This is a genomic window from Paenibacillus sp. GCM10012306 (assembly GCF_042649265.1).
Taxonomy (GTDB): domain Bacteria; phylum Bacillota; class Bacilli; order Paenibacillales; family Paenibacillaceae; genus Paenibacillus_AQ.
In genome coordinates, this window is sequence record NZ_JBHRYW010000004.1 from 260,795 (window position 1) to 284,324 (window position 23,530).

Genomic DNA, 23,530 nt, shown 5'->3' on the forward strand with positions numbered 1-23,530 from the left:
GCCTGCTTTGCTGCATTGAAAGGTGTTCTACTTAAGACCTATGGCTGCTACTGTTTCAAATCTTGAACTGCTCCACCAAAAACCTTAGCTTGTCGGCCATTGAGGACAGTATGGTTGCAGCTGCCTCTACCTCTTCCATCGCGGCAAGCTGCTGCTGGGATGAGGCCGACAGGCTTTCCGCCCCTGCCGCAGTTTGGTTGGATACCTGAACGATATGCTGAATGGTCGTGACCAGTCCGGAGGCTAACTCGGCGAGTTGGCTCACTACGGTAGAGATTTGTCGGTTTTGCTCTGCCATACCGGTTGCCGACATCTCAATTTCGCTAAAAGAAGCCCCGGCCCGGTCGATCATTTCGCTACTCTGTTCCATTTCTTGTGTGGAGTAGAACATCATCTCCGTCGCCTTTTCCATCTGGCTCACGGTCTTTTTGATGAGATCGCTAATCTGGGTAGCGGAATGAGAAGATCGTTCTGCTAACTTGCGGACGGACTGGGCGACAACGGCGAAGCCCCGACCTTCCTCATCAGCCCGTGCAGCTTCGATGGCTGCATTCAGTGAGAGCAGATGGGTCTCCTCGGCAATGCTGGAGATGACGGTAACAATGCTCTCGATTTCCTTGGAGTTGCTTGATAGAAGATTGATCATGCCTGAGAGCATGCTGATGCTGCCGCTCATGGTCATCAGCTGTTCTGTGGTGGAATCCATCGACTCTCTGCCCGTTCGGGCCTTCTCAGCATTTTCATTGGCAAGATCAAGCGCGCCACCTGCCATAGCAGCAATCTCCGAAATGAAGTTCGACATGTTCTGTACGGCCTTGTAACTGTCTTCGAGATTCTGGAGCTGGGCATTCGCCCCATCGGCAAGCTCAAGGGTAATTCCCACACTATGTTCCCCGGCCCGGTTGGTCTCCTGAGCGCTGGCCGACAACTCTCCAGAGGAGGAAGCCACCTGATGCGACGTATCATTCACCTCTGTGATCAGTAAGCGAAGACTGCCAGTCATGGCATTGAAGTCACGGGCCAAAGTTCCGACCTCATCTTTACTACCGAGAACAATAGGGTCCTGTGTTAGATCACCTTGGGCTACGAGATTGACGGAACGAGACAACCGGGTTAACGGGCTGACCATGCGGCGGATAAGCAGATAAGCGACTACAATGGCCATCACAAAAATGGCTGCGCCGATAATAAAAGGCTGTACAACCACATCCAGCGTTCTTTCCTGAATAATTGAGCCGTCAAAATTAATAGCCATTAAGGCGATAATGGGTTTGGCAGGATCGTGATCCTGGTAGATAGGACCGTAACCGGTTTTGAGGGAGGTTCCATCGTATGTATAAACTTTGGAATATGTGGAATGCTGCATTTTGTTGATCATTAACTTGTCTTCGTCGCTAAAATAAAACGTATCGCCTGCTTTATAGCCGCGCTTCTGGAAGTTGCTATCAGCGGCTAGAACTTTGCCATCCAGCGACAGGATGAAGGCTTCTTTGAAAATAGGCTTGTGAGCAGTGATCCAGCCTATGCGCTCTTCTATCTTAGCAAGCTTGCTTGAATCTCCCGCAGCAAGTGCGGAGATGTCTTCTGGATTCACCAAGCCGGTTGTAATATTGGCGCAGCCTACCAATTCAACCCCGGCGGCCTCGTCCACTTGGTTGTAAGCGGCACGATATCCGAAGAATCCGATGGATGAGCCCACAAGTAGCAGCACACTGAACATCATCCAGGTTAATTTTGTTGCCAATTTCATTCTTCTTCCCCACCAATTATGACTAATTGTTTGCAAAGAGTCACCTTCTCCATGCGAACTGCTACGATTATAGCGCAACAAACTCAGCATGCTTGTGTCGAAAATTGCTTGTTTGAAGAATAGTTGTGACAACTCTATGTCTAAATCAGCAAAATATTACCTCAGAGTCATTGAATCCGGGAGTGTTAAAATGGTACGCTGGTTTCAGGACAAAGTGATTGGGAGCTGAAGGAATGTCGAAACAAATAGATCCGGTGATTGAAGGCATCGGGATATCCATGTGGAGGGTGCAGCGAAAAATTGTGTCCCAAATGTCTTTGCATAAGGAAATTGGCCTGACTTTTCCTCAATTAGGCCTGCTCAATATGATTGCCCATGAGAAGAAATCACGTGTGATCCAGTTAGCTGAGAAAATGGAGGTGAAATCCAGCGCCGTAACGGTGATGCTGGATCGCCTGGAGCTGCTGGGCTTCATCGCCCGGGTGCCGGATGAGCAGGACCGCAGGGCAGTTGTGGTCACCATCACGGCCAAAGGTGAGGAATCGCTGAAGGAAGCACAATACCGCTCCAAGGTACTGCTGGCTGAGCATTTGGCCATACTGGAACCGGAAGAGCTTAAAGCCTTTGCCAAGTACTATGAAATACTGGACAAGCAGGAGCGCTGAACAGACTACGCCTTCAACCATACAAAAACGGCCACACTCCATATTTAGGGGCGTGGCCGTTTCTTCTTGTGGTTGCTCTATTTAGTGTCTTCTGCCTTAAGCGGCAATTGGGTTACATAGCTGTCCGAGAGCTGCAGCAGCCGCAGCGCCCGGTTATATTCCTCCTCCGTCGCGGCAGGCGTTTTGCCACCTGTGGCGATCGGATATTGTGTATTGTCCTCAAAGCTACTGCCCGGGATTAGCAGGCCGGAGCTGGCAATGAACGATCCTGATGGTAGATAATAACGCTGCGGCAGCAGATTGACAGGCTGACTGAGCAGGTCCTGGCCGAAATGCAGATTGTTCTCCATAGAGACACCGAGCAGCGCGGCGGCTGTCGGCATGATGTCAACCTCCCCGCCAACCTGATCCAGTACCTGAGGATTTGTGATGCCTCCGCCATGTATAATCAACGGGATGTTCATCATATTAGCATAGCCGTAATCATGGTCGTAGATTTCTTGCATCAGTGCCTTGTCGTCATGATCCAGCGAGTAGATGGGCAGCCCCATATGGTCGCCGTAGATCATAATCAGGCTGTTATCCCAGACGCCGTTTGCTTTTAGCTCTGCCACAAATTGGCCGAACGCCTCATCTGCATAGTTCTGGGACCGGATATAATCACCGACGAAGGTGCCTTCATAACGCTCAGGCAGCTTCATCCGGTATTTCTCGGCCGGAATGGTGAACGGATGATGGGCAGACATTGATATGATCTGAGAATAGAATGGCTGATCCGCCATATCCATTTCCTTTAATTTATCCGCTGTCTTACGGTATAGCACTTCATCGGATGCCCCGAAGAAGAATGAGTCCTCATCACCGAAGAATTGGCGATCATAATAATGCTCCCAGCCCAGGGAACTATACAATTCTCCGCGGTTCCAGAATTCCACATCATTCGTATGGAAGGTGGCTGTCTGGTAGCCATTGGACTGAAGCAGGCGCGGCAGACTCGGCAGTTTCTTGTCTACATACGACATCGTGGCTGCGCCGCGGGGAGGAATGTAGAAGGACGTATTCACGACAAACTCGGCATCCGAGGTGTTGCCCTGACCCACCATTTGATAAAAATTCGGGAAATACAGACTGTTCTCCATCAGACGGTTCAGATTTGGCGTGACTTCCTTGCCATCGAGTTTGAGTCCAAGCAAGAAGTTCTGGAACGATTCCATCTGGATAATGATCAGATTCTTACCCTTGGCAACGCCTTGCAGGGCTGAGCGGTCTTCTGCGCGGACCCCTTTTAGCGTGTTCACAGCATCCTGCGTGATATCACTAGCACTCACAAGTTCTGTTTTGTCTTTGGCAAAGATGGTGTAGGCCTCATAATTGAGAATCCCCATCTCCTGTGCTTTCTTGATTTCATTCATACTGGCCTTGTTAGGCAAAATATTGAACAGGCACAGTGCTAGCGACACTGCAAATAAAATACTGAATTTCGCTGTTCCGCTACCACGGTTGATCTTCGTCTTCTTGTAATTCCGTCCATTCTTGTTGAAGAAGAAGTAGAAGCCGAGTACGATGACATCAGTGAAGATCAGGAGATAATAAGGGTCCATCAGTGAAAATACGCTTTTGCGGACAGCCGTGACCTGATTCACCTGCTCGGCAGCATGATAGGTGACAATAACTCCATAGTATTTGAAATACATAATGGCAGCAAAAAAGATGGCGGTCACCAGCAGGTTCACCGTCATGTAATATCCTAATTTGCGTTTGGAAGCAAAACGTTCAATAATGCAAAAAAGTGCCCACACAAAAGGAATCTCCGTAATTAGGGACTTCCAGGAAAGAACATCACCAAAGATAACGCCCCAGGCTAGAAAGCTCTTCAGAACGAAAATAATGGTGAAGAACACAAAGGGTTTGATGATCCACCGTTTCAAGGTATTGGATGACACAGCTCCGCCTTCTTTCTACGTGATGACACACTTCTTCCCGGAAGAGAGGAAGCGGCGTAAGGACAAAGGAATTCCATATTAACAAATTTTATTATCTCCCCCTGCATAGTAAATGTCAAAAACACTGCGTGCCAGCATTAGCGCAATGTAAAGCGGAAGTGGGTGACAGTGCAGCAGCCCCTGCTGTTCCTGCCGCCAGATGACTTTATACAGCGAATAAAAGACAAAAACGACGAACGGAATGCGCTAGGTTGACAGTAAGGGACCGGAAAAGAGGTGGAAGTATGAAGCATAGGATATCCATATCCGTCAGAACGCTTGTGGAGTATGTATTCCGCAGCGGGAGCCTTGAGCCGGGATTCCGTAGTGCGGCTTCGATGGCGGAAGGAACGCGTATTCATCAGAAGATTCAGAAGCGGTACAAGGAAGGCGACCAGAAGGAAGTCTATTTGAAAACAGAGATTCCATATAAGGAATTGCTGCTGGTGGTAGACGGCCGCTGTGATGGTCTTCTGCTGTCGGAAGAAGGCTCACTGGTGGTTGAGGAAATCAAGTCCACGGGGGAGCCGCTGGACTTGCTGGGTGAAGGTCGTGAGGTCCACTGGGCGCAGGCATTGATGTACGCCTATATGATCGCGCTTGAGCAAGAGCTTACTTCCATGGAAGTTCGGCTTACCTATGTTCGCCGAGGGGGAGAGGAGGAGCGGAGCCTGCAGCGGAGTGTCAGCATGGAGGAATTGGCGGACTTTGCCGCTGATACAGTGGCCCGCTATGCACCCTATGCTGAAATGCTGCTTCGGCATGATATCGCCAAGGAGCAGAGCATTCGCGAATTGGGTTTCCCCTTCCCTGCCTATCGGAAGGGGCAGCGGCATTTCGCTGGCGCCGTGTACAAGGCGGTCTCGGAAGGCGTCAATCTCTTCGCCCAGGCGCCGACGGGAATCGGCAAGACGATGTCCACCCTGTTCCCGGTGATTAAGGCCATTGGTGAAGGGCGGGCCAAAGGATTCTTCTATCTGACCGCCAAGACAATTACCCGTATGGCCGCCCAGGAGGCGCTGGCGCTCCTGTCGGCCAGGGGCCTAATTCTGCATGTCATAACACTGACCGCCAAGGATAAAGCATGCTTCCGGGAGGAGGGGCTGTGTAGTAGTGAGCATTGCCCGTTCGCCGAAGGATACTACGACCGGATCAATGGGGCGCTGTTGGACATGCTGGGGCAGGAAATACTGATGACGCGCGAGGTTATCGCCAGTTATGCCAAGAAGCACGGGGTCTGCCCCTTCGAGTTCTCACTAGATGCCGCTTATGCTTGTGATGCTGTGATTTGTGACTATAACTACATCTATGATCCCCGAATTAGCCTGAAAAGGCTGGCCGAGGAACGAAAGAAGGATACAGTTCTACTCGTCGATGAAGCCCATAACTTGGTGGACCGGGGAAGGGAGATGTTCTCAGCAGCGTTGCAGAAAGCTCCGTTCCTGGGACTGCAGCGGCAGTACAAGGTGAGCAATCCCAGCTTAAGCGCTGCTGCCAAGTCGGTGAACACGTTCTTCATTACGATACGTAAGTTGTGCAACGCAGAGGGACAGGGCTGGTGGAACGACTTCCCTGAAGAGCTGCCGGGTCTGCTGGAGACCTTCACCGCAGAGGCGGAACTGGAATTAATCCATCCGTCGATCATGCTGGCTGCCGTTCCAGAGGAAGGAGAAGCCAGTCTGCTGGAGACCTTCTATGCTGTACAAGGGATGCTTCGCACCTTCAAGACCTATGACGAGCGCTATGTGACCTATGCCGAGAACCGTCGCAGTGATGTGTATCTGAAGCTCTTTAACCTGGACCCTTCCTATCTGCTGCGGCAGATGTCCAAGGGCTATCGCAGCCAAATTCTGTTCTCGGCCACCCTGGCGCCGATGTCGTATTACAGAGATATGATCGGTGCCACAGAAGAGGACTACAGCTTGACCGTGTCTTCTCCTTTTCAGAAGGAGCAATGGGAGGTCTCTCTACTCCCGCTGTCAACGCGCTATCATGATCGGGAGGCCTCTCTGCCGCCATTGAGCGAGGCCTTGCACAGAATGTGCAGCAGACCGGGGAATTACTTGGTCTTCTTCCCTTCCTATGTATACTTGCAAAATGTATATGATTTATTTAGCGAGCGCCATCCGGAAGTGCCTACCTTGGTACAGGACTCCGGCATGAGTGAGGAAGCACGCGAAGATTTCCTCGCAGCGTTCCGTCCAGACACAAGCCAGACACTTCTTGGATTTGCCGTGTTGGGCGGTATTTTCTCGGAGGGAGTGGATCTGCCTGGAGACCGGTTAAACGGGGTCATGGTGGTTGGAGTAGGGCTGCCGCAGCTGGGGCTGGAACGTAATTTGCTACGCTCCTACTTCAATCGCCAGGGTAAAAATGGCTTTGACTATGCCTATGTCTATCCGGGAATGTGCAAGGTGTTGCAGGCTGGAGGAAGGCTGATCCGCACCGAGAACGACCATGGCATAATTGTGCTGGCGGACGACCGTTTTACGCAGCAGCCGTATCATAGGTTGCTCCCCGAAGAGTGGCGGGACTACCTTATCTGGCAATAACATCGTATAATCTATGAAAGGGCATACATTTCAGACTCACAGGAGGCAGATCATGACACTTAACATCGGATTGATTGGTACAGGCTGGTTTGGTAAGGTTCACGCGGATTTACTAGCTGGCATGGAGGATGTTCGTCTAGTAGCGGTATGCGGTAGCAGCAAGGAGAAGGCGGAGGAGATGGCCCGTCATTATGATGCTGAGGGCTATGGCGATATTACGGAGATGTTAGAAGCTCATAAGCTGGATGCTGCTTATATATGCGTTCCCCCACAGTCGCATGGTGACATTGAGCGTGCGTTGATTCGCCGAGACATTCCCTTTTTTATCGAGAAACCGCTGAGCCACAGTACCGAAATCCCGGCCAGTCTGCTTCAGGAGATTAAGGAGCGCAATCTGTTGACCTCAGTGGGTTACCACTTCCGTTATCAGGATAATATCCAAAGGCTGAAGGAAACGTTGACCGGGGATAAAATCGGGATGGTTGTCGGTCAGTGGATGGGCGGTATGCCAGGAGTAGCTTGGTGGCGCAACCAGGAGCAGTCCGGTGGACAGTTCACGGAGCAGACGACGCATATCGTAGATTTGCTACGCTATCTGGGCGGTGAGGTAGAAGAAGTATACGGCTTGTATGGCAATCGTATTATGCATGAGAAGCATGAGAACGTTACAGTTGCCGATATCGGTACGGTGACGTTAAGGCTTGCCAGTGGTATCATTGCCAATATTTCCAACACTTGCGTGCTCCCTGGAGATATCGGCCGGGTCAATCTGACTTTCTACAATGAACAAGGGTTGCTGGACTGGAATCTTGATCGTCTGCTGACCGTTCGCACCGGAGACAGCACAGAGTATGCGAACAGTGGTAATCCCTATGCCGCCGAGAGTGAAGCATTCCTGCATGCTGTACGCACTGGCGATCGCTCCCGGATTCTCAGCGACTACGAAGACGGTTACAAGACACTCAAGGTGACCTGTGCGGCTTACGAGTCGGCACAAACTGGACTACCTGTTAAACTATAAAGTGAAGTAGAATCGAAATCATAGTGAGATCATAGAAAAAAAGCACGTAGCTCCGGGGACTTCTTCGGAGCTATGTGCTTTGGCCCAAGCCGGGACGGCCTTAGTGGAGGAACACCGCGAGCAGTGGCGGCGCAATGCCGATAGTCAGTAGCGCCGTCAGAATCATCGCGATGCTGGAGATGGTACCGGTCAGCGAGCTAAGCTCGAAGGCCTTGGAGGTACCTGTACCGTGCGCTGCGGTTCCCAGCGATACGCCGCGCGCAATTTCATTGTCAATGCGGAAGAGACGCAGCACTGAAGGCCCCATCATGGTGCCGAGTATCCCGGTCAGGATAACGAAGACTGCCGTGATACTGGGTACACCCCCAATACGCTGCGAGATACTCATGGCGATCGGAGTAGTAACCGATCGCGGGACCAGGCTGGTAGCCAGATCGCTGCTAAGATGCAGCCATTTGGCAAGCAGCATGGAGGAGATCACCGCTATTATCGTACCTGAGAGCACGCCTGCCGCAATTTCGGCGGCGTGTTTTTTGAGTACCTTGAAGTTCTTATGCAAAGGGATAGCAAACGCAATGGTTGCCGGCTGCAGCAGGTTAGTCAGCCACTTGCCTCCCGCATTGTAAGATTCATAAGGGATGCCTGTCATCAACAGAATGCCAACAATCAGCAGAGGCGTGATGATAAGCGGAGATAGATATACTTTGCTGTGGAACTTATAGGCGCGCTTGGCAAGGAGATAAAGTCCTATGGTCAGCGTAAGGAATAACAATCCGGTCATCATGAGGGTTTATGCTCCTTTGCCTTGGATATAGCTCCTGTGAGCAGACCGGAGCAGGTCATGACTGCGAATGTGCCGACTACTACGACTGCCAGCACCCGCAGCCCATCGGTCTCCAGCATATCTGTATATTTCATGACGCCGATCGCGGAAGGAATGAAGAACAGGAGCAGCTCAGCCAGCAGCCAGGAGGCTCCGACCTCCACCCAGTTCAAGCGTACGACGCCGAATTCAAGCAGAAGGAATAAGATAACCATGCCCAGAATGCTACCGGGGATGGGAAAATGCAACCATGAAGCCAGTGAGTTGATCAGCAGAGAGAATATAGTAAGGCCGCCTATTTGCAGCAATCCTGAGATCGTTTTTTTCATAAGAGCTCCGCTCCTTTCATCGTAATGAAAGTTTACATTATTTATTTTCATAGGTAAAATGAATAGATAGAATAGCTGACATTCCTTTCGTCTATATATAGGAGGCTGAACCATGGACATCCGGCAGCTGCAATATTTCGTTCAAATCGCCAGACTGAACAGCTTTTCCCAGGCGGCCAAATCGCTATATATCTCACAGCCCACGATTAGCAAAATGATCAGAAATCTGGAGACTGAACTGGGCGCCGACCTGTTCTATCGGGAAGGCAAAAGTATACGGCTGACCGATGCGGGTGAGATTCTGCTGACCAAGGCGCAGAATATTGTTGATTCATTCACCAGCCTGTCCTCTGAGCTGGACAGCTTGCGCGAGCTGAAGCAGGGCCATATTCAGATGGGGCTGCCGCCAATGGTAGGTGCAAGCTTCTTCCCCGCCGTTATCGGCGAGTTTCATCATCGATACCCGGGGGTGACGATCCGCCTGCATGAGGATGGTGCCAAGAAAGTGGAGAATGATGTGGAGACGGGGCTGCTGGATATCGGTGTCATTGTGCTGCCTGTGGATCAGGGCAAGTTTCAATTCTTCTCAATTCTGGAGGAGAAGCTGGAGCTGCTGGTTCCGGCAGGGCACCGCCTGGCTGGACAGGAATGTGTGAAGCTGGCGGAACTGGCAGAAGAAGAGTTTATCCTGTTCCGTGAGGATTTTATGCTGCATGACCGGATTATTACAGAATGCGTCAAAGTAGGCTTTCAACCTAAGGTGGTATACGAGAGCTCACAGTGGGATCTGATCAGTGGAATGGTAGGGGCGGGGCTCGGAATTGCGCTGCTGCCAGAGACGATCTGCCGTGACATCGACCGCTCACGGATCGCTGTGATTCCTCTTACAGCCCCGGTCATTCCTTGGCAGCTGGGCATTATCTGGCGCCGGGATCGCTACCTATCTTTTGCGGCGCGGGAATGGATTTCTTTTGCTAAGGGAATCTTCCTAGGTCATTAGTCTCCCGTTTTGTTGAATCATCGACAAATTTTTCTTTTTTTTGAAAATATGTTTTTTGGCATCATGCTATATGATAGGGAAGAAGTTGATAGAGAGAAGGTGAGAGAATCGTGAGCCTTTACGATGCTTCCTCCCGTAACATTCATAGGAGAGATATAAGAGAAGACGAGCTGCTGATTACGATTGAAAGCTTGAGATGCCAACTGCATGAGGTTGCCGAGCAGCGTAGTCTGAGTGATCGTGCTGTAGTAGAGTTGAGCGAACGGCTGGACGGTTATATTTTGCTGGCCCAGAACAAAATGATGGAGAGTCTGCGCAGCCGAAAGGCGGCAAATGGCCCATCTGCCAAAAATTCTAGGACTTCGCCGTTGAGAAGCCAGACCGCGTTGCAATAGTTCGTTAGTCTTTTGCATCCATAATCATATAGATGGTAGAATTAGGGGAGAGAACAGCTCCTCTTTTTGTTGTGCTTTCTGAACAGTTATCCTATAATTATGTAAATAATTAGGAGTTGCTATATATATCATCACAGGAGGTGCCGGGTGGAGGCGAAATTTACAACTATACGCTCAGAAATTGAGAAGAATCTATCCCGTTCGGGTCATAATCTCGCTTCTTTTGCGAAAGTTTCGGGCCTGAACCGCGGCAGTCTCAGTGCTATATTGCATGGGAATCCCCCAAAGCCTATCTCTTTAGGGCAAATGGACGCCATTACTCGGGCTTTCGGGTTTCCTGACGGTTGGCTATATCCGCTTTATATTGATGAATGTTTTTATGAGGACAAGGTTTCCCGTCGCAGAGCCGAGCCGTTCCTGATCCGATGCGCTGAGATCGGCAAGCAGCCTTGTATTGATGAGCTTCTGAGCAGAATTCTTGAGTATCCGAAACAGATTGACTTGATTTATTCAGTCGCAGAGAAGCTTTTCAATCATGGAAAGATCAGTGAATCTGTCATTTTCTATAAAATTGTAGCCGAGAATGAGCAGGACAGTTACTCGGAGCGTCTGGCTATCAGTCAATATCGCATTTTCAAATCCATGCAGTCTGTAGTTGATATGGAGGAGAAGTTCAGGGCGGTGATCACATTCGAGCCGTTTCGGGGACGTCTGCCAGAGGCGATGCAGCTGGATGGCTTGCTGAAGCTGGCCAACGTCTGCTTTACGCTGCACCGCTGGCGGGATGTGGAGAAATATGCGGACGAACTTCGTGCGCTGGCCAATGGACTGTACCGGGATGAAGTGCGTAAGAATGCTGGCAAGCGCCGGGAAATGATGGATACGGAGCGGCCACTCGTGGTGTATTACGGCCATGGCTATTTGTTGAAGGCGGCTGCGCTGACCAAGCAGGGGCGATATGAAGAAGCCAAGCGGTATACGGCCGGATATGCGGACCTGAGCTGGTTTGAGATTTTGGATGAAGAAGGTCACAAAGCGGTTGAGGACTTCAAGCTCTTCTCCGAAGCCAACAGCTTCACGCTGGAGATGCTGGACGGCAACATTTCCATCCTTCCATCTTATATTTCCTTCCTAGCCGATCATCCGGGCGAAATTCTGCCTGGCCTAATCACGATCATGGAATCGGCGAACCAGTTCGGCTTTTCTGCCGATACCGCACTGACCAAATTCTCACGGGAAATGCTGCGCTTCGGCCAATTCCAAGACCCCATCAATGTAGACAGGCTATTCCGGCTCAACTATCAGATAGCCATATACCTTATCAACCATCAGGAGTACCCACGGGGAATCGACCATATTATCGAATGTCTCCAGCTGTCTGCCAGACTGAATAATGAGAAAGGCTTCATCAATTGTGTCACTCTCTTCGAGATTAACAGGGAATATGCCAGCGACAGGCAGAAGCAACTGTACACAGATCTTATGAAGGAGGTGAGACAAAATGAAAAAATCGCTGCTGACGATGACCGCCGTTTTAGCGTTGTTTAGTTTTATTATCATTGGAACACCGGCAGGCAAAGGAGGTAACGGAGGAACGTTTACCACACTGGAGCACGGGGTGGGGTATTAATCCGTAGGAACATTCAGGGATGTAACCACTTTTTGACCTTTTATGATCACAGAACGCGGCAGTATGCTGCATTGTAATATTACTTTTATACCAGCAGAACAGTAATGACTCCCAAGATAACTTTGGTGGCGCGCTGTAATGACAGAAGATGATGCCCGGTATCTTAGGGGTCATCTTTTTTAATACCCTTCGAAGCTGCTTTAAACAGCAGAACGAAGGGTTCTTTTTAGTGCAAGAAGCAAGGCCATGAGTGTTTTGGATTTCGTGAAAATGATAACGTGTTCAATATTTGACAAAGTGTTTTGCCGTAAATATAATTTAGGTTACCTAATTAATAAATAGTTTAATTATTAGCTAACCTAATTAATTTGCGAGGTGATAAAGATTGGGATAAATGGAGAAAATACAGTCGCGAATAGGCTTTTCGTTGCATTGCGCATGTTGCACAAAGTCCAATGGCAGCATACGGTCGAGGGCAATAAGCCGAGTGAGATGACTTTGATGATATGCATTCGCAAACACCGGCATTCCAACGAACAGGGACTGAAGGTCTCGGAGATCGGACGCATTCTCGGATGGGCTGCTCCTACGGTTACTCAGTTGGTTAATAGTCTGGAAGCTAGAGGAATGGTGGAGCGGCAGGCTGATTCCGAGGACCGGAGGGCTGTTCGCATTCAATTAACAGAACAGGGAAAAAAGGTCACGCGAAGAGTGCATGCTTATATGAATGAAGAGCTTGTTAAGCTGGTGGAGTACTTGGGTGAAGACGAGAGCAACCAGCTGTGTGATCTGCTGTTGAAAGTCCATGCGTATGCCCTTAGCAGTCCCCGACCTGATTTCGATCGGTTACCAATGAACGGAGATGAGAATCTTGATTAAATTACTAAGACAACTAAAGCCCTTTAGGCTGGCGGTTATCGGTGTACTGATCCTTGTATTTTTGCAATCCATGGGTGATTTGTATCTCCCTACACTGATGTCTGACATCGTAGATAAAGGGATTGTGCAAGGCGACCGCAGCTATATCTGGAGAGTCGGCGGGTTCATGCTACTGGTGGCTGCCGGCGGAGCGCTGTGTTCAATCATTGCCAGTTATTTCTCAGCCAAGATTGCTGCAGGTTTCGGCAAAAATACGCGAGCGCTAATGTTCAATCATGTAGAAAACTTTACGCTCCACGAGTTTGACAAGGTGGGTACAGCATCACTGATTACCCGTACGACTAATGATATTACACAAGTACAGACCGTCTTGACAATGATGCTGCGGATGATGATCGCGGCACCGATGATGATGATCGGCGGGATCATTATGGCGGTCTCCGAGGATGCCAAGTTGTCATTGATTTTTGTAGTCGTCATTCCATTGCTTGTGGGTGCGATTTTCCTGATAGGTATGAAGGGCTTGCCGTTGTTTAAAGCAATACAGGTCAAGCTGGATAAGCTCAACCTTGTGCTGAGAGAACATCTGACAGGTATCCGTGTTATTCGCTCGTTCAACCGAATTAACCATGAGAACAAAAGGTTCTCGGAAGCTAACCGTGATCTGACCGAAACGGCCATTAAGGTTAACAAGATCATGGCTGGACTGATGCCGCTCATGATGATTGTTATGAACTTTTCCATGATTGCTATTCTGTATTATGGAGGCATCCGTATTGGTGACGGTGACCTGAAAGTTGGTTCGTTGATGGCCTTCATTCAATACGCCATGCAGATTATGTTCTCGCTGATTATGGTTTCGATGATGTTCGTGTTGATTCCCCGTGCTTCCGCATCGGCTGTACGGATCAACGAGGTATTGGATATGAAGCCGGAAATTCTGGATCCGTCGGCAAGTGAGCTTGACAACACTGCTGTATTGACTAAGCGTGATGGCCGCGATGGGTTGCGCGGATACGTGGAATTCGAGAACGTTAGCTTCTCCTACCCGGGTGCAGAACAGCCTGCGTTGTCTGGGATCAGCTTCAGTGCCCGGCCGGGTGAAGTCACGGCGATTATTGGGGGTACCGGGTCTGGTAAATCCACAATGCTGAGCTTGCTCCCTAGATTCTATGATGTGGCTGAAGGTGCCGTACGAGTGGATGGCGTCGATGTTCGTGAAATGACTCAAGAAGAGCTGCGCAGCAAGATCGGCTACATTCCACAGAAAGCAGTGCTGTTCACTGGCACGATCAAGGAGAATATCCGTTACGGTAAAGAGGATGCGACCGATGAAGAAATTATCCATGCAGCCAAAGTGGCACAAGCCTTCGATTTTGTATCGGGCATGAAGGATGGATTCGATTCGGAAATTGCTCAGGGCGGGAATAACGTCTCTGGGGGTCAAAAGCAGCGTCTGTCTATTGCCCGTGCACTGGTCAGAAGACCAGAAGTATACCTCTTCGATGACAGCTTCTCGGCGCTTGATTTCAAGACAGATGCCAATCTGCGCGCCGCTCTCAAAGGGGAGACGACAGAATCCACCGTGCTTATTGTGGCTCAGCGGGTCAGCACAGTAATGGATGCGGATCGGATTATTGTGCTGGATGAAGGCAGAATCGCTGGTACGGGAACGCACAAGGAACTGCTGGAGAACAGTGAAGTGTACCGCGAGATTGTGTCCTCGCAGTTGTCAGAGGAGGAAATAGCATGAGTGAGAAGAACAGCCAGATGAAACTTCCGGGCGGTGGAAGAGGACGGGGACCTGGCGGTCCTGGCGGTCCTGGAATGATGCTGCCAGCGGAGAAGGCCAAGGACTTCAAGGGTACACTCCGCCGTCTGATTCGCTACCTGCGCCCACGCCAGGTGCAGTTGATTGTTATCTTTATTATGGCGATTGCCAGTACGGTATTTAGTATTCTAAGCCCGAAGATTATGGGTAAAGCAACGACCAAGCTGTTCGAAGGCGCCTATGGGAAGTTGATGGGCGTAGAAGGGGCCTTTATTGATTTTGGCTATATTAACGATATCCTGCTGATTCTGGGTGGTCTTTATCTGTTCAGTGCCCTGTTCAGCTATTTGCAGCAATATATCATGGCTGGTGTGGCCCAGAAGGTTGTCTATGATATGCGTGAGCAGATCAATCTCAAATTGGAACGGCTGCCGCTGAAATATTTTGACTCCAGAACCCATGGGGAGATTCTCAGCCGGGCTACCAATGATGTAGACAACATCAGTACCACCTTGCAGCAGAGCTTAACACAACTGATAACATCTATTGTTACTATTATTGGTGTTATTATCATGATGCTGACGATCAGTCCTTGGCTGACCCTGATTACAGTGGTGACACTGCCGCTTAGCTTCATTGCCATAATGGGGATCACGAAACGCTCGCAAACCTATTTTATTGGCCAGCAAAAATCACTTGGGCAGTTGAACGGACACGTAGAAGAAATGTACACCGGTCACCGTATTATCAAAGCCTTCGGCCGTGAAAAGGAATCGCTTCGTCAGTTTAACACGATTAACGACGATCTCTACAATTCCGGCTGGCGCGCCCAGTTCATGTCAGGCATGATTATGCCGCTGATGACTTTTATCGGGAACCTAGGTTATGTGCTTGTCTGCGTAGTCGGCGGTATTTTTGTCACCAAAAAGATGATCGAAGTCGGGGATATCCAGGCCTTTATCCAGTATTCACGACAATTCACTATGCCGATCACACAAACCGCGAACATTGCTAACATCATTCAGTCGACAGTTGCCTCCGCAGAGCGGGTATTCGAGCTGTTAGATGAAGAAGAGGAAGTTCCGGAGAAATCGGCTGCTGTGAAACACGGAGCTGTGGAAGAAGGCGCGGTGGAATTCCGTCATGTGAAGTTTGGATATAAAGAGGATGCTATCCTCATTGAGGATATGAATATTGAGGTCAATCCGGGCCAGACGATCGCAATTGTAGGACCGACCGGTGCCGGCAAGACCACGATGATCAATCTGCTGATGCGCTTCTATGAGCTGAACGGCGGCCAAATCCTCATCGACGGTGTTGATATTACGGATATGAAGCGCAGTGATCTGCGCAGCAAATTCGGGATGGTGCTTCAAGATACGTGGCTCTTCAATGGTACGATCCGTGACAATATTGCCTACGGACGTGAGGGTGCCAGTGAAGCCGATGTGGTGCGTGCGGCCAAGGCAGCACATGCGGACCACTTTATCCGCACACTGCCGCTGGGCTACAATACGGTGCTGAACGAAGAAGCCTCTAACATCTCGCAAGGGCAGAAGCAGCTTCTGACCATTGCCCGCGCTATCCTGGCTGATCCGTCCATCCTCATTCTAGATGAGGCTACAAGTAGCGTCGACACTCGGACAGAAGTGCAGATCCAGAAGGCGATGAACACGCTGATGGAAGGTAGAACAAGCTTTGTCATCGCCCACCGCCTGTCTACAATTCGTGATGCGGACCTGATTTTGGTTATGAACAAGGGAAGTGTCATTGAGAAAGGCAACCATGAAGAGCTGATGGCGCAAAATGGCTTCTATGCTGATCTTTACAACAGTCAGTTCTCTGAGGACCCTGTTCCGGAAGTTATCTGAGGTTGACAGCAAGAAGTGTAATAACGGTTAGTGGCCTTAAAATACCCCTTGCCGCCGTGCGTAATGTGCGGTGGCGAGGGGTATTTATCTTTCAGGACATGGAATGACTCATGCTGTCCAGGCCGTGTACAAGCTGCACGAAATGCAGCTTGATTCGTAATTTAAACCGCGCAATTGCGCGGTTTTTCATTTTACAAGAGGCTCTGAATGCGTGAAATCACGGATGGTTTTTAGATAGGTCTGCGTGTATGATATGAATATAAAAATGACCCGCGGTTCATTTCATGTTCCGCAGGCTCTGCAGAGAGGATGAAATAGATGTCAGGCTACGGAAAATGGATTACGGGCAGCAAAACTAAGTGGATCACGCTTCTCGTGTGGATTGCAGTAGTCGGCCTCCTTAACATGCTATGGCCTGCTGTGAATTCACAGGTGGTAAACAATGCCCCCAATCTGCCAGAGAATGCGCAATCGGTTCGCGCGGAAGCTGTGGCAGGAAGAGAATTCCCTGGCGGCAGCGGTGTTCCAGCTTTATTGGTGTGGCACCGAGAAGGCGGAATGTCTTCGGAGGATCTGGTACATATCGGGGCAATCTACAATACATTGGAGCAGCAGCCGGTGTCGTATCAAAATTTCGTGCCCCCGCTAGGCAAAATTCCTCCACAGGCGCTTCAAGCTTCGCTCTCGGAGGACGGCAGCACGTTGGTGACGCCTGTACTCTTCGATTCTTCAGCAGATAGTGGACAGCTTAAACAAGCGGTCACGGAGCTCAAGGAGATCATCCGCACGGAAACCGGCAGTGATCTGACAGCAGCCGATACAGCGGACAGCGAGTTAAGTCTGCGCGTCACCGGACCTGTAGGTATCTCCATTGATGCCAGCAGTTTGTTCAAAAATGCCGATGTATCCTTGCTTATTGCGACTGTTCTGCTTGTACTTATTTTTCTGCTACTAATCTATCGTTCGCCGATTCTGGCATTCATTCCGCTGGTTGCGGTGGGCTTCGCTTATGGGGTTACGGGACCGCTACTGGGTAAAATGGCGCAGGACGGCTGGATTACTGTAGACTCGCAAGCCATCTCGATTATGACCGTCCTGCTATTCGGAGCAGGCACAGATTATTGCCTCTTCCTCATTTCGCGGTTCCGTCAATTGCTGAAGACAGAGGATAGTAAGGGGCGTGCACTGCTCTATGCGGTTACGGATTCTTCCGGGGCAATCGCCATGAGCGGCTTCACCGTAGTGCTGGCACTGTTTGCGCTGTTGCTGGCGAAGTTCGGGGCGTACCACCGCTTTGCGGTTCCTTTCAGTCTGGCGATCTTTATTATGGGAATCGCTAGTCTGACACTAGTTCCGGCACTGCTATCGATTTTTGGCCGGGCTTCGTTCTATCCATTCATTCCGCGTACACCGCAAATGGAAGCAGAGCGGGCAAAGGCCAAGGGCAAGCCGCTACCACAGCCACGAATGTCCCGCAAAAAAGGCATCGGCGAGCTGGTGGTTGCCCGTCCATGGGCCATTGTAGGCGTAACTGTACTGCTGCTTGGTGTACTGGCTTCCTTCTCCAGCGGAATTAAGTTCACGTATGATATCCTGTCTTCTTTTCCGAAGAATATGGAGTCACGTCAGGGATTTGATCTTATTGGCACACAGTTCTCGCCTGGCGAGCTGGCTCCGGCCAAACTGATGATTGATACTCAAGGCAAGGCGGAGGGCGAAGATCTTAAAGTTGTCCTGGGCGCACTCTCTTATGTGAGTAAGGTTTCTGATCCTCAGCAAGGCGCAGTCAATAAGGAGATTCTGGGCTTCGATATTGAATTCAAGAGTAATCCCTACTCCCTTGAGGCCATGAGCCATATTCCGGCGCTTCAGGCGACGGGAGAGCAGGCGCTTGTGGATGTGGGGGTGGAGAATCCTGAAGGAAAAGTTTGGATTAGCGGCCAAACAGCAACACAGTATGACAATAGAGCCACTGGCGAGCGGGATATGGATCTCATTATTCCAGTAGTCATCGGAATGATCACATTGCTGTTGCTCCTGTATTTACGCTCAATCATCGCTACCATCTATCTGGTGGGGACCGTAATTCTATCCTTCTTCTCGGCGCTTGGACTGGGCTGGATCATTATTCACTATGTCCTGGGCGCAGAGGCCATTCAGGGAGCGATTCCACTCTATTCCTTTGTATTTCTGGTGGCACTTGGCGAGGACTATAACATCTTTATGATCTCGAACATATGGAAAAAACGCAAGGTTATGCCCTTGAAACAGGCGATTGCGGAAGGTGTTAACGAGACAGGCTCCGTCATTACTTCTGCCGGTCTCATCTTAGCCGGGACCTTTGCTGTGCTGGCTACGCTGCCGATTCAAGTGCTTGTGCAATTTGGTATTATCACAGCCCTCGGTGTTCTGCTGGATACCTTTGTAGTACGCCCGTTCCTCGTACCGGCCATTACCTTGTTATTCGGTCGGGTGGCTTTCTGGCCGGGCAAGCATGTGGAAGTGGCGGAGATGCAGTCTGAGGTTGGGGAGTAAGAGAGAGGTTCACCTATGAAGCCAGAATAAATGATGCGTTTAGAACAGCTTCGCCGATCGGAACTGCAAGTAATAAGATCATTAAATCATTGAGGTGATAAGAATGAATAAAAAATTACTTGTCGGCATTTTCGCTCTCGGTTTTACTGTTACGGCCTCTATTTATGCAATGCGTGCCGATGCATCTGTTGAGAAACAAATTGATGAGAATCTTAATGGTTTGGCAAAACAGTTACAAACTGAAGTCGCTAATAAAGCTGAGCTTGCCATGAGTAGTAATCCTTATGATTACCTTAAAAATAGTGTGGAGTATGCGAATATTGTAAATCTTGGTACGGATGCTATCCCGGTATTGGAAAAGAAAATTGATGAGAGTGAAGGAAGTAGTCTTTTCGCTTACATCTTTGCAGCGGCCATTGAGGAAATCTCGAAGGTTAATCTTAAAGAAGATCAGAGTACGACTTGGGCTTCAGGAGATATTTTTTCTGCGAAATGGAAACTAAAACTAAGTACTCTTCCTGAGGAAGTTGAAAAAATTGCAAATTCTGAGTTGCCTGAAGATCAGAAGCTAGCTTTGTTAACAAAGCTAGGTGTACCAGCAGTGCCATTTATTATTGATCAGGTAGAGTCTGGGAAGACGGAACTTTTCCCGGTGGTGGGGTCTCTTATTCCAAGTTCTCAAGCAAAGTCCTTTACAGCAGCTGATGAAATACAGTGGGCAAAAGAAAACAAAGATGAGTTTAAAGACTTGAAGGAGTATGTTTTATCGAAGAAATAAGCATTAGCAGAGGTCGCCTTATCAGTTTACAAAGGGAAACAGCGAAATAAAGCTATACACTCCCAACTAAGTGCGTTTTTGCACCTTAATTTCCTCATTTTTAGCTGAAATAGGGATATAGAGGCATTAATGTACCTTATTTTTTTGAAAAATCCACTGGAGGGGGCATTTTGGAAGAATTAAGGTACAAAATTGCCTCTAATTGAACTCGATGCTTAGCTGCAGCCTATTTAAGGTGCAAAAATGCCGTTATATCGTCTTTGGAAGTGATGTGCGTACTTCTCTTTTCTACTCAATACAAGGTGGGGAGGAGCGGAGGGGAAGTTAGGGCCTGTAGGAGTGAGGCGCTCAACTGAAAGGTCTCCAGAGAAAAGCTCATGTATATATATGAACTGCTTCTCGATCTCAACCGCTACAAGGGTTAATAAAGCAAGAGCTGCTATCCGAATCTTAACTGCTACAAGCGGTTAAATAGAAGAAATCTAGAGACAATAGCGATTGGCAGCCCAACAATCCATCGTAGTGACGACCGAGACTTTCATTCGGACATTAGGTTCATCTTATTCCGCCTTATGTAGCTCTCCAAATGCAATAACAAAGCAGCCTGAGTCCTAGGTTAAAGAGGAGTCAGGCTGCTTTGTTCCACTTGGAAACACTTATGATTGTAGAACTGGGGATAGTTCTGAACAATCTTTTTCAACAAATCAAAAACTAGCTTCAAAGGCTAATGTGTACTAGTTCTCAGCTGTGCTAGTTCCCAGGCGTACGGCTAATCAGCAGCTCGTACTTGTCGAGCGAGGCGCCCAGAATGACGTCGCTGCCGCCGGCACCGCGGTGAGATTGCTTGAAGGATTCGCTGGAGGTCCAGCTCTTGAAGCCCTCTTCATTCTCCCACACGGTACTGATCTTTAATTCCTCCACGCCTTCCTTGGCACTGCCATGCCATACTTCCATGCGCACAAAGCCCGGCATATCCTGAACACCGCCTGAACCTGCAAAACGCTGGGCCATAGCGGCCCCATGGCCTTCCTTGACTTTAATCGTATTCGTAACTACTAGCATGCAATTACCTCCCTAAGGCAGTATGAATAAAAGAATATGAGCAGTAGATGATTTATTGCGGGTTCGTGGTCCAAATACCGGCGGTCTTGAGGAAGACACGATCCGGCAGCTTCAGGGCTGCAATAGTCAGTTCTGCTACGTCCTCTGGCTGCATCATACGATCCTCGTCGCCAATCTTCAGGCCTGCATTCTCAGCCAGTGGCGTGTTGACTGTACTTGGTGTCAGCGCGGTCACGCGGATATTGTGTTTGCGCACCTCTTGAGCCAGCGATTCGGTCATACCCATCAGTGCGAACTTGGAGGAACAGTAGGCAGAGCCTGTAGCAAATCCGCGTTCACCCGCTGTGGAAGAGATGTTGATGATATTACCGCTGCTGCGCTCGATCATAGCTGGCAATGCTGCTCTGGTAACATAGTAAACACCGAAGAGATTGATCTCAATGTGGCGTTTCCAGTCCGCAGGATCCATCTCCAGAAAAGTACCGAACTGGGCGACCCCGGCGTTATTGATAAGGGCATCGAAAGCCCCAAGGTCATTCTGGAGCGAAACCACAGCGCGTTCGGCTTCTTCCTGTACTGAAATGTCGGCAACGGCAATGCTAACCTTGACGTCGTAGACTTCCGTCAATGCTGATTTCAAAGCTTCCAAATCTCCCGATGTTCTGGAGATTAGGCCCAGGTTAGCTCCTTCTTTGGCTAGTGCAAGGGCCAGTGCTTTCCCGATTCCTTTACCTGCCCCGGTAATCACAACGCTTTTTCCTCTCAGATCCATAACTTCGCTTCACGTCCTTTTAAAGTATCGATAACAACTTCCACTTTAATTATACCTGAGTGGGCAAAGACAAGCACGCCGCCCCAGTAGGTAGCGGCGCTGTGCTTGTCTTAGGTATCCGATGCTCAGGGGATCTCCGGACTGATGGTGTCCAGCGGGAGTGTGGCCGGTCCTTCCAGCACGGCACCATCATAGGAGAAGCGGGAGCCGTGGCAGGGGCAATCCCAGGTTCGTTCTCCATTATTCCACTCACATTCGCAGCCCAGATGCGTACATGTTCGGTCGACCAGATGAAGGTTGCCTTCAAGGTCTCTGTACGCGCCGACGCGCTTTCCATCATGAAATACAACCGCCCCCTCGTCCCGCTTGAGTTCACTGGTCTTCTTATGGACAATCTCGACCTTGCCTGAAACAAACTCCTTGGCGACATTGGCGTTCTGCACGATGAAGTTCTTGATGCTGGGATTTGCTTTGAAGCGTGAAGGATTGTACAGCGCTGTGTAGGGGTTATCCTTGCGCTGAATTTGATCCGCAATCACTTGTGCTGCCAAGGTGCCGCTGGTCATCCCCCATTTGCCGAAGCCGGTGGCGATGTAGATTTCTTCTTCGGCGGAGACCTTGCCGATATAAGGAACTCTGTCGAGCGTGACCAGGTCCTGGGTCGACCAGCGGTATGGCATTAGCTTAATTCCCAGCAATTGTCCACCGAACCTCTCAAGGTTCTCATAGTGTCCAAAGGTGCAAATACCTTGGCCTGTCTTATGATTCTCCCCGCCGACGATCACTAGCTTCTTGCCATCCCATTCCACGGTTCGCAAGGAGCGGGTTGGCTGCCCGGCGCTCAGATACATGCCGCCTTCAAACTCCATTTCAGGCTGAATGGCCAGGCAGTAGGAGCGCTCGGCATGCAGGCGCGTGAAGTAGAGCGCCCCACCGTCATAGAACGGGAAGTGGGAAGCGGAGACGGCGTGACTGCAGGTAATGGCATGCTGATCCTGCTCGGTGAAAAGCGTGAGCTTGCCGCTGTTCTCTACATTTTCAGCAATGGTTGTGTGTTCGTACACTATACCGCCGTTTTCAAGAAATGCCTGAAGTAGCCCCAGCAAATATTGCAGGGGGTGAAAGCGAGCTTGTCCTGGCAAGGTAATGGCCCCTTCTGCCCGCAGGGGGAGAGATACTTTATCCAGCCATTTTCCCGGCAACCCCAAGGTCTGATAAGCGGCGAATTCCTGCTCAAGCTGCTCCCGTGTCTTGTCATCTCCGGCATCGGCATACAGAATGGCATCATCTCGTGTCATTTGGCAGGACAGGTGCAGGTCTTGCGCGGTACGGATCATCCATTCCATGGCCTCGTTGTTCGATTTATAGTAGAGCCGGGCCTGCTCCTCTCCAAAGTGTTTCAAGAGATCGTGGTAGATCAAACCGTGTTGGGCAGTGATTTTGGCGCTGGTGAATCCGGTGGTTCCATTAAGGATGGTCCCTGCTTCTAGCAGGGTCACCTTATAGCCGGCTTTGGAGAGCAGGTAGGCTGTCGTAATGCCCGTGATTCCCCCTCCTACCACCGCGACGTCCGTCTGGTGATTCCCGTTCAGTCGCGGAAAGGCCGGCATATCGACAGTATCCCGCCATAACGATTCGGGAAATTGCGGCAAATTGGCCGTAAGCCGATTCTCTGGCTTCATGCTCTGATCCCTCCATACTTTTGCATTACGTTG

At 49.9% G+C, this 23,530-nt stretch carries 19 protein-coding genes; 12 read left to right on the forward strand and 7 right to left on the reverse strand.

Translation table 11 applies throughout. The features are described from left to right. Positions 1-55: 55 nt before the first annotated feature. A complete protein-coding gene (locus tag ACFORK_RS11985; RefSeq protein WP_379199040.1) occupies positions 56-1,750 on the reverse strand; it encodes a methyl-accepting chemotaxis protein in 1,695 nt (564 codons plus the stop codon). Between the two features lie 233 nt (positions 1,751-1,983). On the opposite strand from ACFORK_RS11985, the gene ACFORK_RS11990 reads away from it, so the two are divergent. Then, positions 1,984-2,415, forward strand: coding sequence for a MarR family winged helix-turn-helix transcriptional regulator (locus ACFORK_RS11990; RefSeq protein WP_379199042.1), 432 nt, complete (start codon positions 1,984-1,986; stop codon positions 2,413-2,415). A gap of 77 nt (positions 2,416-2,492) precedes the next feature. Here the strand turns inward: ACFORK_RS11990 and ACFORK_RS11995 are convergent, their stop codons facing one another. Next, the gene (locus tag ACFORK_RS11995; RefSeq protein ID WP_379199044.1) at positions 2,493-4,358 is read right to left on the reverse strand and encodes an LTA synthase family protein; all 1,866 of its coding nucleotides are present in this window, start codon (positions 4,356-4,358) and stop codon (positions 2,493-2,495) included. 284 nt (positions 4,359-4,642) lie between these two features. On the opposite strand from ACFORK_RS11995, the gene ACFORK_RS12000 reads away from it, so the two are divergent. Both ACFORK_RS12000 and ACFORK_RS12005 read left to right on the forward strand, forming a co-directional pair. Further along, positions 4,643-6,949 carry a helicase C-terminal domain-containing protein gene (locus ACFORK_RS12000; protein ID WP_379199046.1) on the forward strand — a complete coding sequence of 769 codons (2,307 nt, stop codon included), beginning with the start codon at positions 4,643-4,645 and terminating at the stop codon, positions 6,947-6,949. Between the two features lie 52 nt (positions 6,950-7,001). Further along, positions 7,002-7,970, forward strand: a complete 969-nt coding sequence (locus ACFORK_RS12005; protein ID WP_379199048.1) for a Gfo/Idh/MocA family protein — start codon at positions 7,002-7,004, stop codon at positions 7,968-7,970. 100 nt (positions 7,971-8,070) lie between these two features. Here ACFORK_RS12005 and ACFORK_RS12010 read toward each other — a convergent pair whose 3' ends face one another. Together ACFORK_RS12010 and ACFORK_RS12015 are read right to left on the reverse strand one after the other, a co-directional pair. Next, on the reverse strand, positions 8,071-8,751 hold the full coding sequence (locus ACFORK_RS12010; RefSeq protein ID WP_379199355.1) for a CidB/LrgB family autolysis modulator: 681 nt from the start codon (positions 8,749-8,751) through the stop codon (positions 8,071-8,073). Further along, complete coding sequence (locus tag ACFORK_RS12015) at positions 8,751-9,122, reverse strand: CidA/LrgA family protein (RefSeq protein ID WP_379199050.1); 372 nt, start codon at positions 9,120-9,122, stop codon at positions 8,751-8,753. Before ACFORK_RS12015 ends, ACFORK_RS12010 begins: the two co-directional genes overlap by 1 nt. 112 nt (positions 9,123-9,234) lie before the next feature. On the opposite strand from ACFORK_RS12015, the gene cidR reads away from it, so the two are divergent. The 9 genes from cidR to ACFORK_RS12060 all read left to right on the forward strand — a co-directional run bounded on the left by cidR (position 9,235) and on the right by ACFORK_RS12060 (position 19,981). Further along, on the forward strand, positions 9,235-10,122 hold the full coding sequence (gene cidR, locus ACFORK_RS12020) for a cidABC operon transcriptional activator CidR (RefSeq protein WP_379199052.1): 888 nt from the start codon (positions 9,235-9,237) through the stop codon (positions 10,120-10,122). Positions 10,123-10,232: 110 nt separating this feature from the next. Continuing rightward, positions 10,233-10,517, forward strand: a complete 285-nt coding sequence (locus tag ACFORK_RS12025) for an aspartyl-phosphate phosphatase Spo0E family protein (protein WP_379199054.1) — start codon at positions 10,233-10,235, stop codon at positions 10,515-10,517. Between the two features lie 147 nt (positions 10,518-10,664). After that, on the forward strand, positions 10,665-12,065 hold the full coding sequence (locus ACFORK_RS12030; protein ID WP_379199056.1) for a DNA-binding protein: 1,401 nt from the start codon (positions 10,665-10,667) through the stop codon (positions 12,063-12,065). Further along, the gene (locus ACFORK_RS12035) at positions 12,019-12,147 is read left to right on the forward strand and encodes a hypothetical protein (RefSeq protein ID WP_379199058.1); all 129 of its coding nucleotides are present in this window, start codon (positions 12,019-12,021) and stop codon (positions 12,145-12,147) included. The genes ACFORK_RS12030 and ACFORK_RS12035 overlap by 47 nt, the downstream gene beginning before the upstream one ends. A 438-nt stretch (positions 12,148-12,585) precedes the next feature. After that, positions 12,586-13,026, forward strand: coding sequence for a MarR family winged helix-turn-helix transcriptional regulator (locus ACFORK_RS12040; protein WP_379199060.1), 441 nt, complete (start codon positions 12,586-12,588; stop codon positions 13,024-13,026). Continuing rightward, complete coding sequence (locus ACFORK_RS12045; protein ID WP_379199062.1) at positions 13,019-14,779, forward strand: ABC transporter ATP-binding protein; 1,761 nt, start codon at positions 13,019-13,021, stop codon at positions 14,777-14,779. The genes ACFORK_RS12040 and ACFORK_RS12045 overlap by 8 nt, the downstream gene beginning before the upstream one ends. Then, positions 14,776-16,668 (forward strand): ABC transporter ATP-binding protein, encoded by a 1,893-nt coding sequence (locus tag ACFORK_RS12050; protein WP_379199064.1) that lies wholly within the window; start codon positions 14,776-14,778, stop codon positions 16,666-16,668. The genes ACFORK_RS12045 and ACFORK_RS12050 overlap by 4 nt, the downstream gene beginning before the upstream one ends. A gap of 318 nt (positions 16,669-16,986) precedes the next feature. Continuing rightward, a complete protein-coding gene (locus ACFORK_RS12055; protein ID WP_379199067.1) occupies positions 16,987-19,203 on the forward strand; it encodes an MMPL family transporter in 2,217 nt (738 codons plus the stop codon). A 103-nt stretch (positions 19,204-19,306) separates the two neighbouring features. Further along, the gene (locus ACFORK_RS12060) at positions 19,307-19,981 is read left to right on the forward strand and encodes a hypothetical protein (RefSeq protein ID WP_379199069.1); all 675 of its coding nucleotides are present in this window, start codon (positions 19,307-19,309) and stop codon (positions 19,979-19,981) included. Positions 19,982-20,731: 750 nt separating this feature from the next. On the opposite strand, the gene ACFORK_RS12065 is transcribed toward ACFORK_RS12060, so the two are convergent. The 3 genes from ACFORK_RS12065 to ACFORK_RS12075 form a co-directional block, all read right to left on the reverse strand. Beyond that, positions 20,732-21,043, reverse strand: coding sequence for an antibiotic biosynthesis monooxygenase (locus ACFORK_RS12065; RefSeq protein WP_379199071.1), 312 nt, complete (start codon positions 21,041-21,043; stop codon positions 20,732-20,734). Positions 21,044-21,095: 52 nt separating this feature from the next. Beyond that, the gene (locus ACFORK_RS12070; RefSeq protein ID WP_379199073.1) at positions 21,096-21,815 is read right to left on the reverse strand and encodes a 3-ketoacyl-ACP reductase; all 720 of its coding nucleotides are present in this window, start codon (positions 21,813-21,815) and stop codon (positions 21,096-21,098) included. A 125-nt stretch (positions 21,816-21,940) separates the two neighbouring features. After that, complete coding sequence (locus ACFORK_RS12075; RefSeq protein ID WP_379199075.1) at positions 21,941-23,497, reverse strand: FAD-dependent oxidoreductase; 1,557 nt, start codon at positions 23,495-23,497, stop codon at positions 21,941-21,943. Between the last annotated feature and the right edge of the window lie 33 nt (positions 23,498-23,530).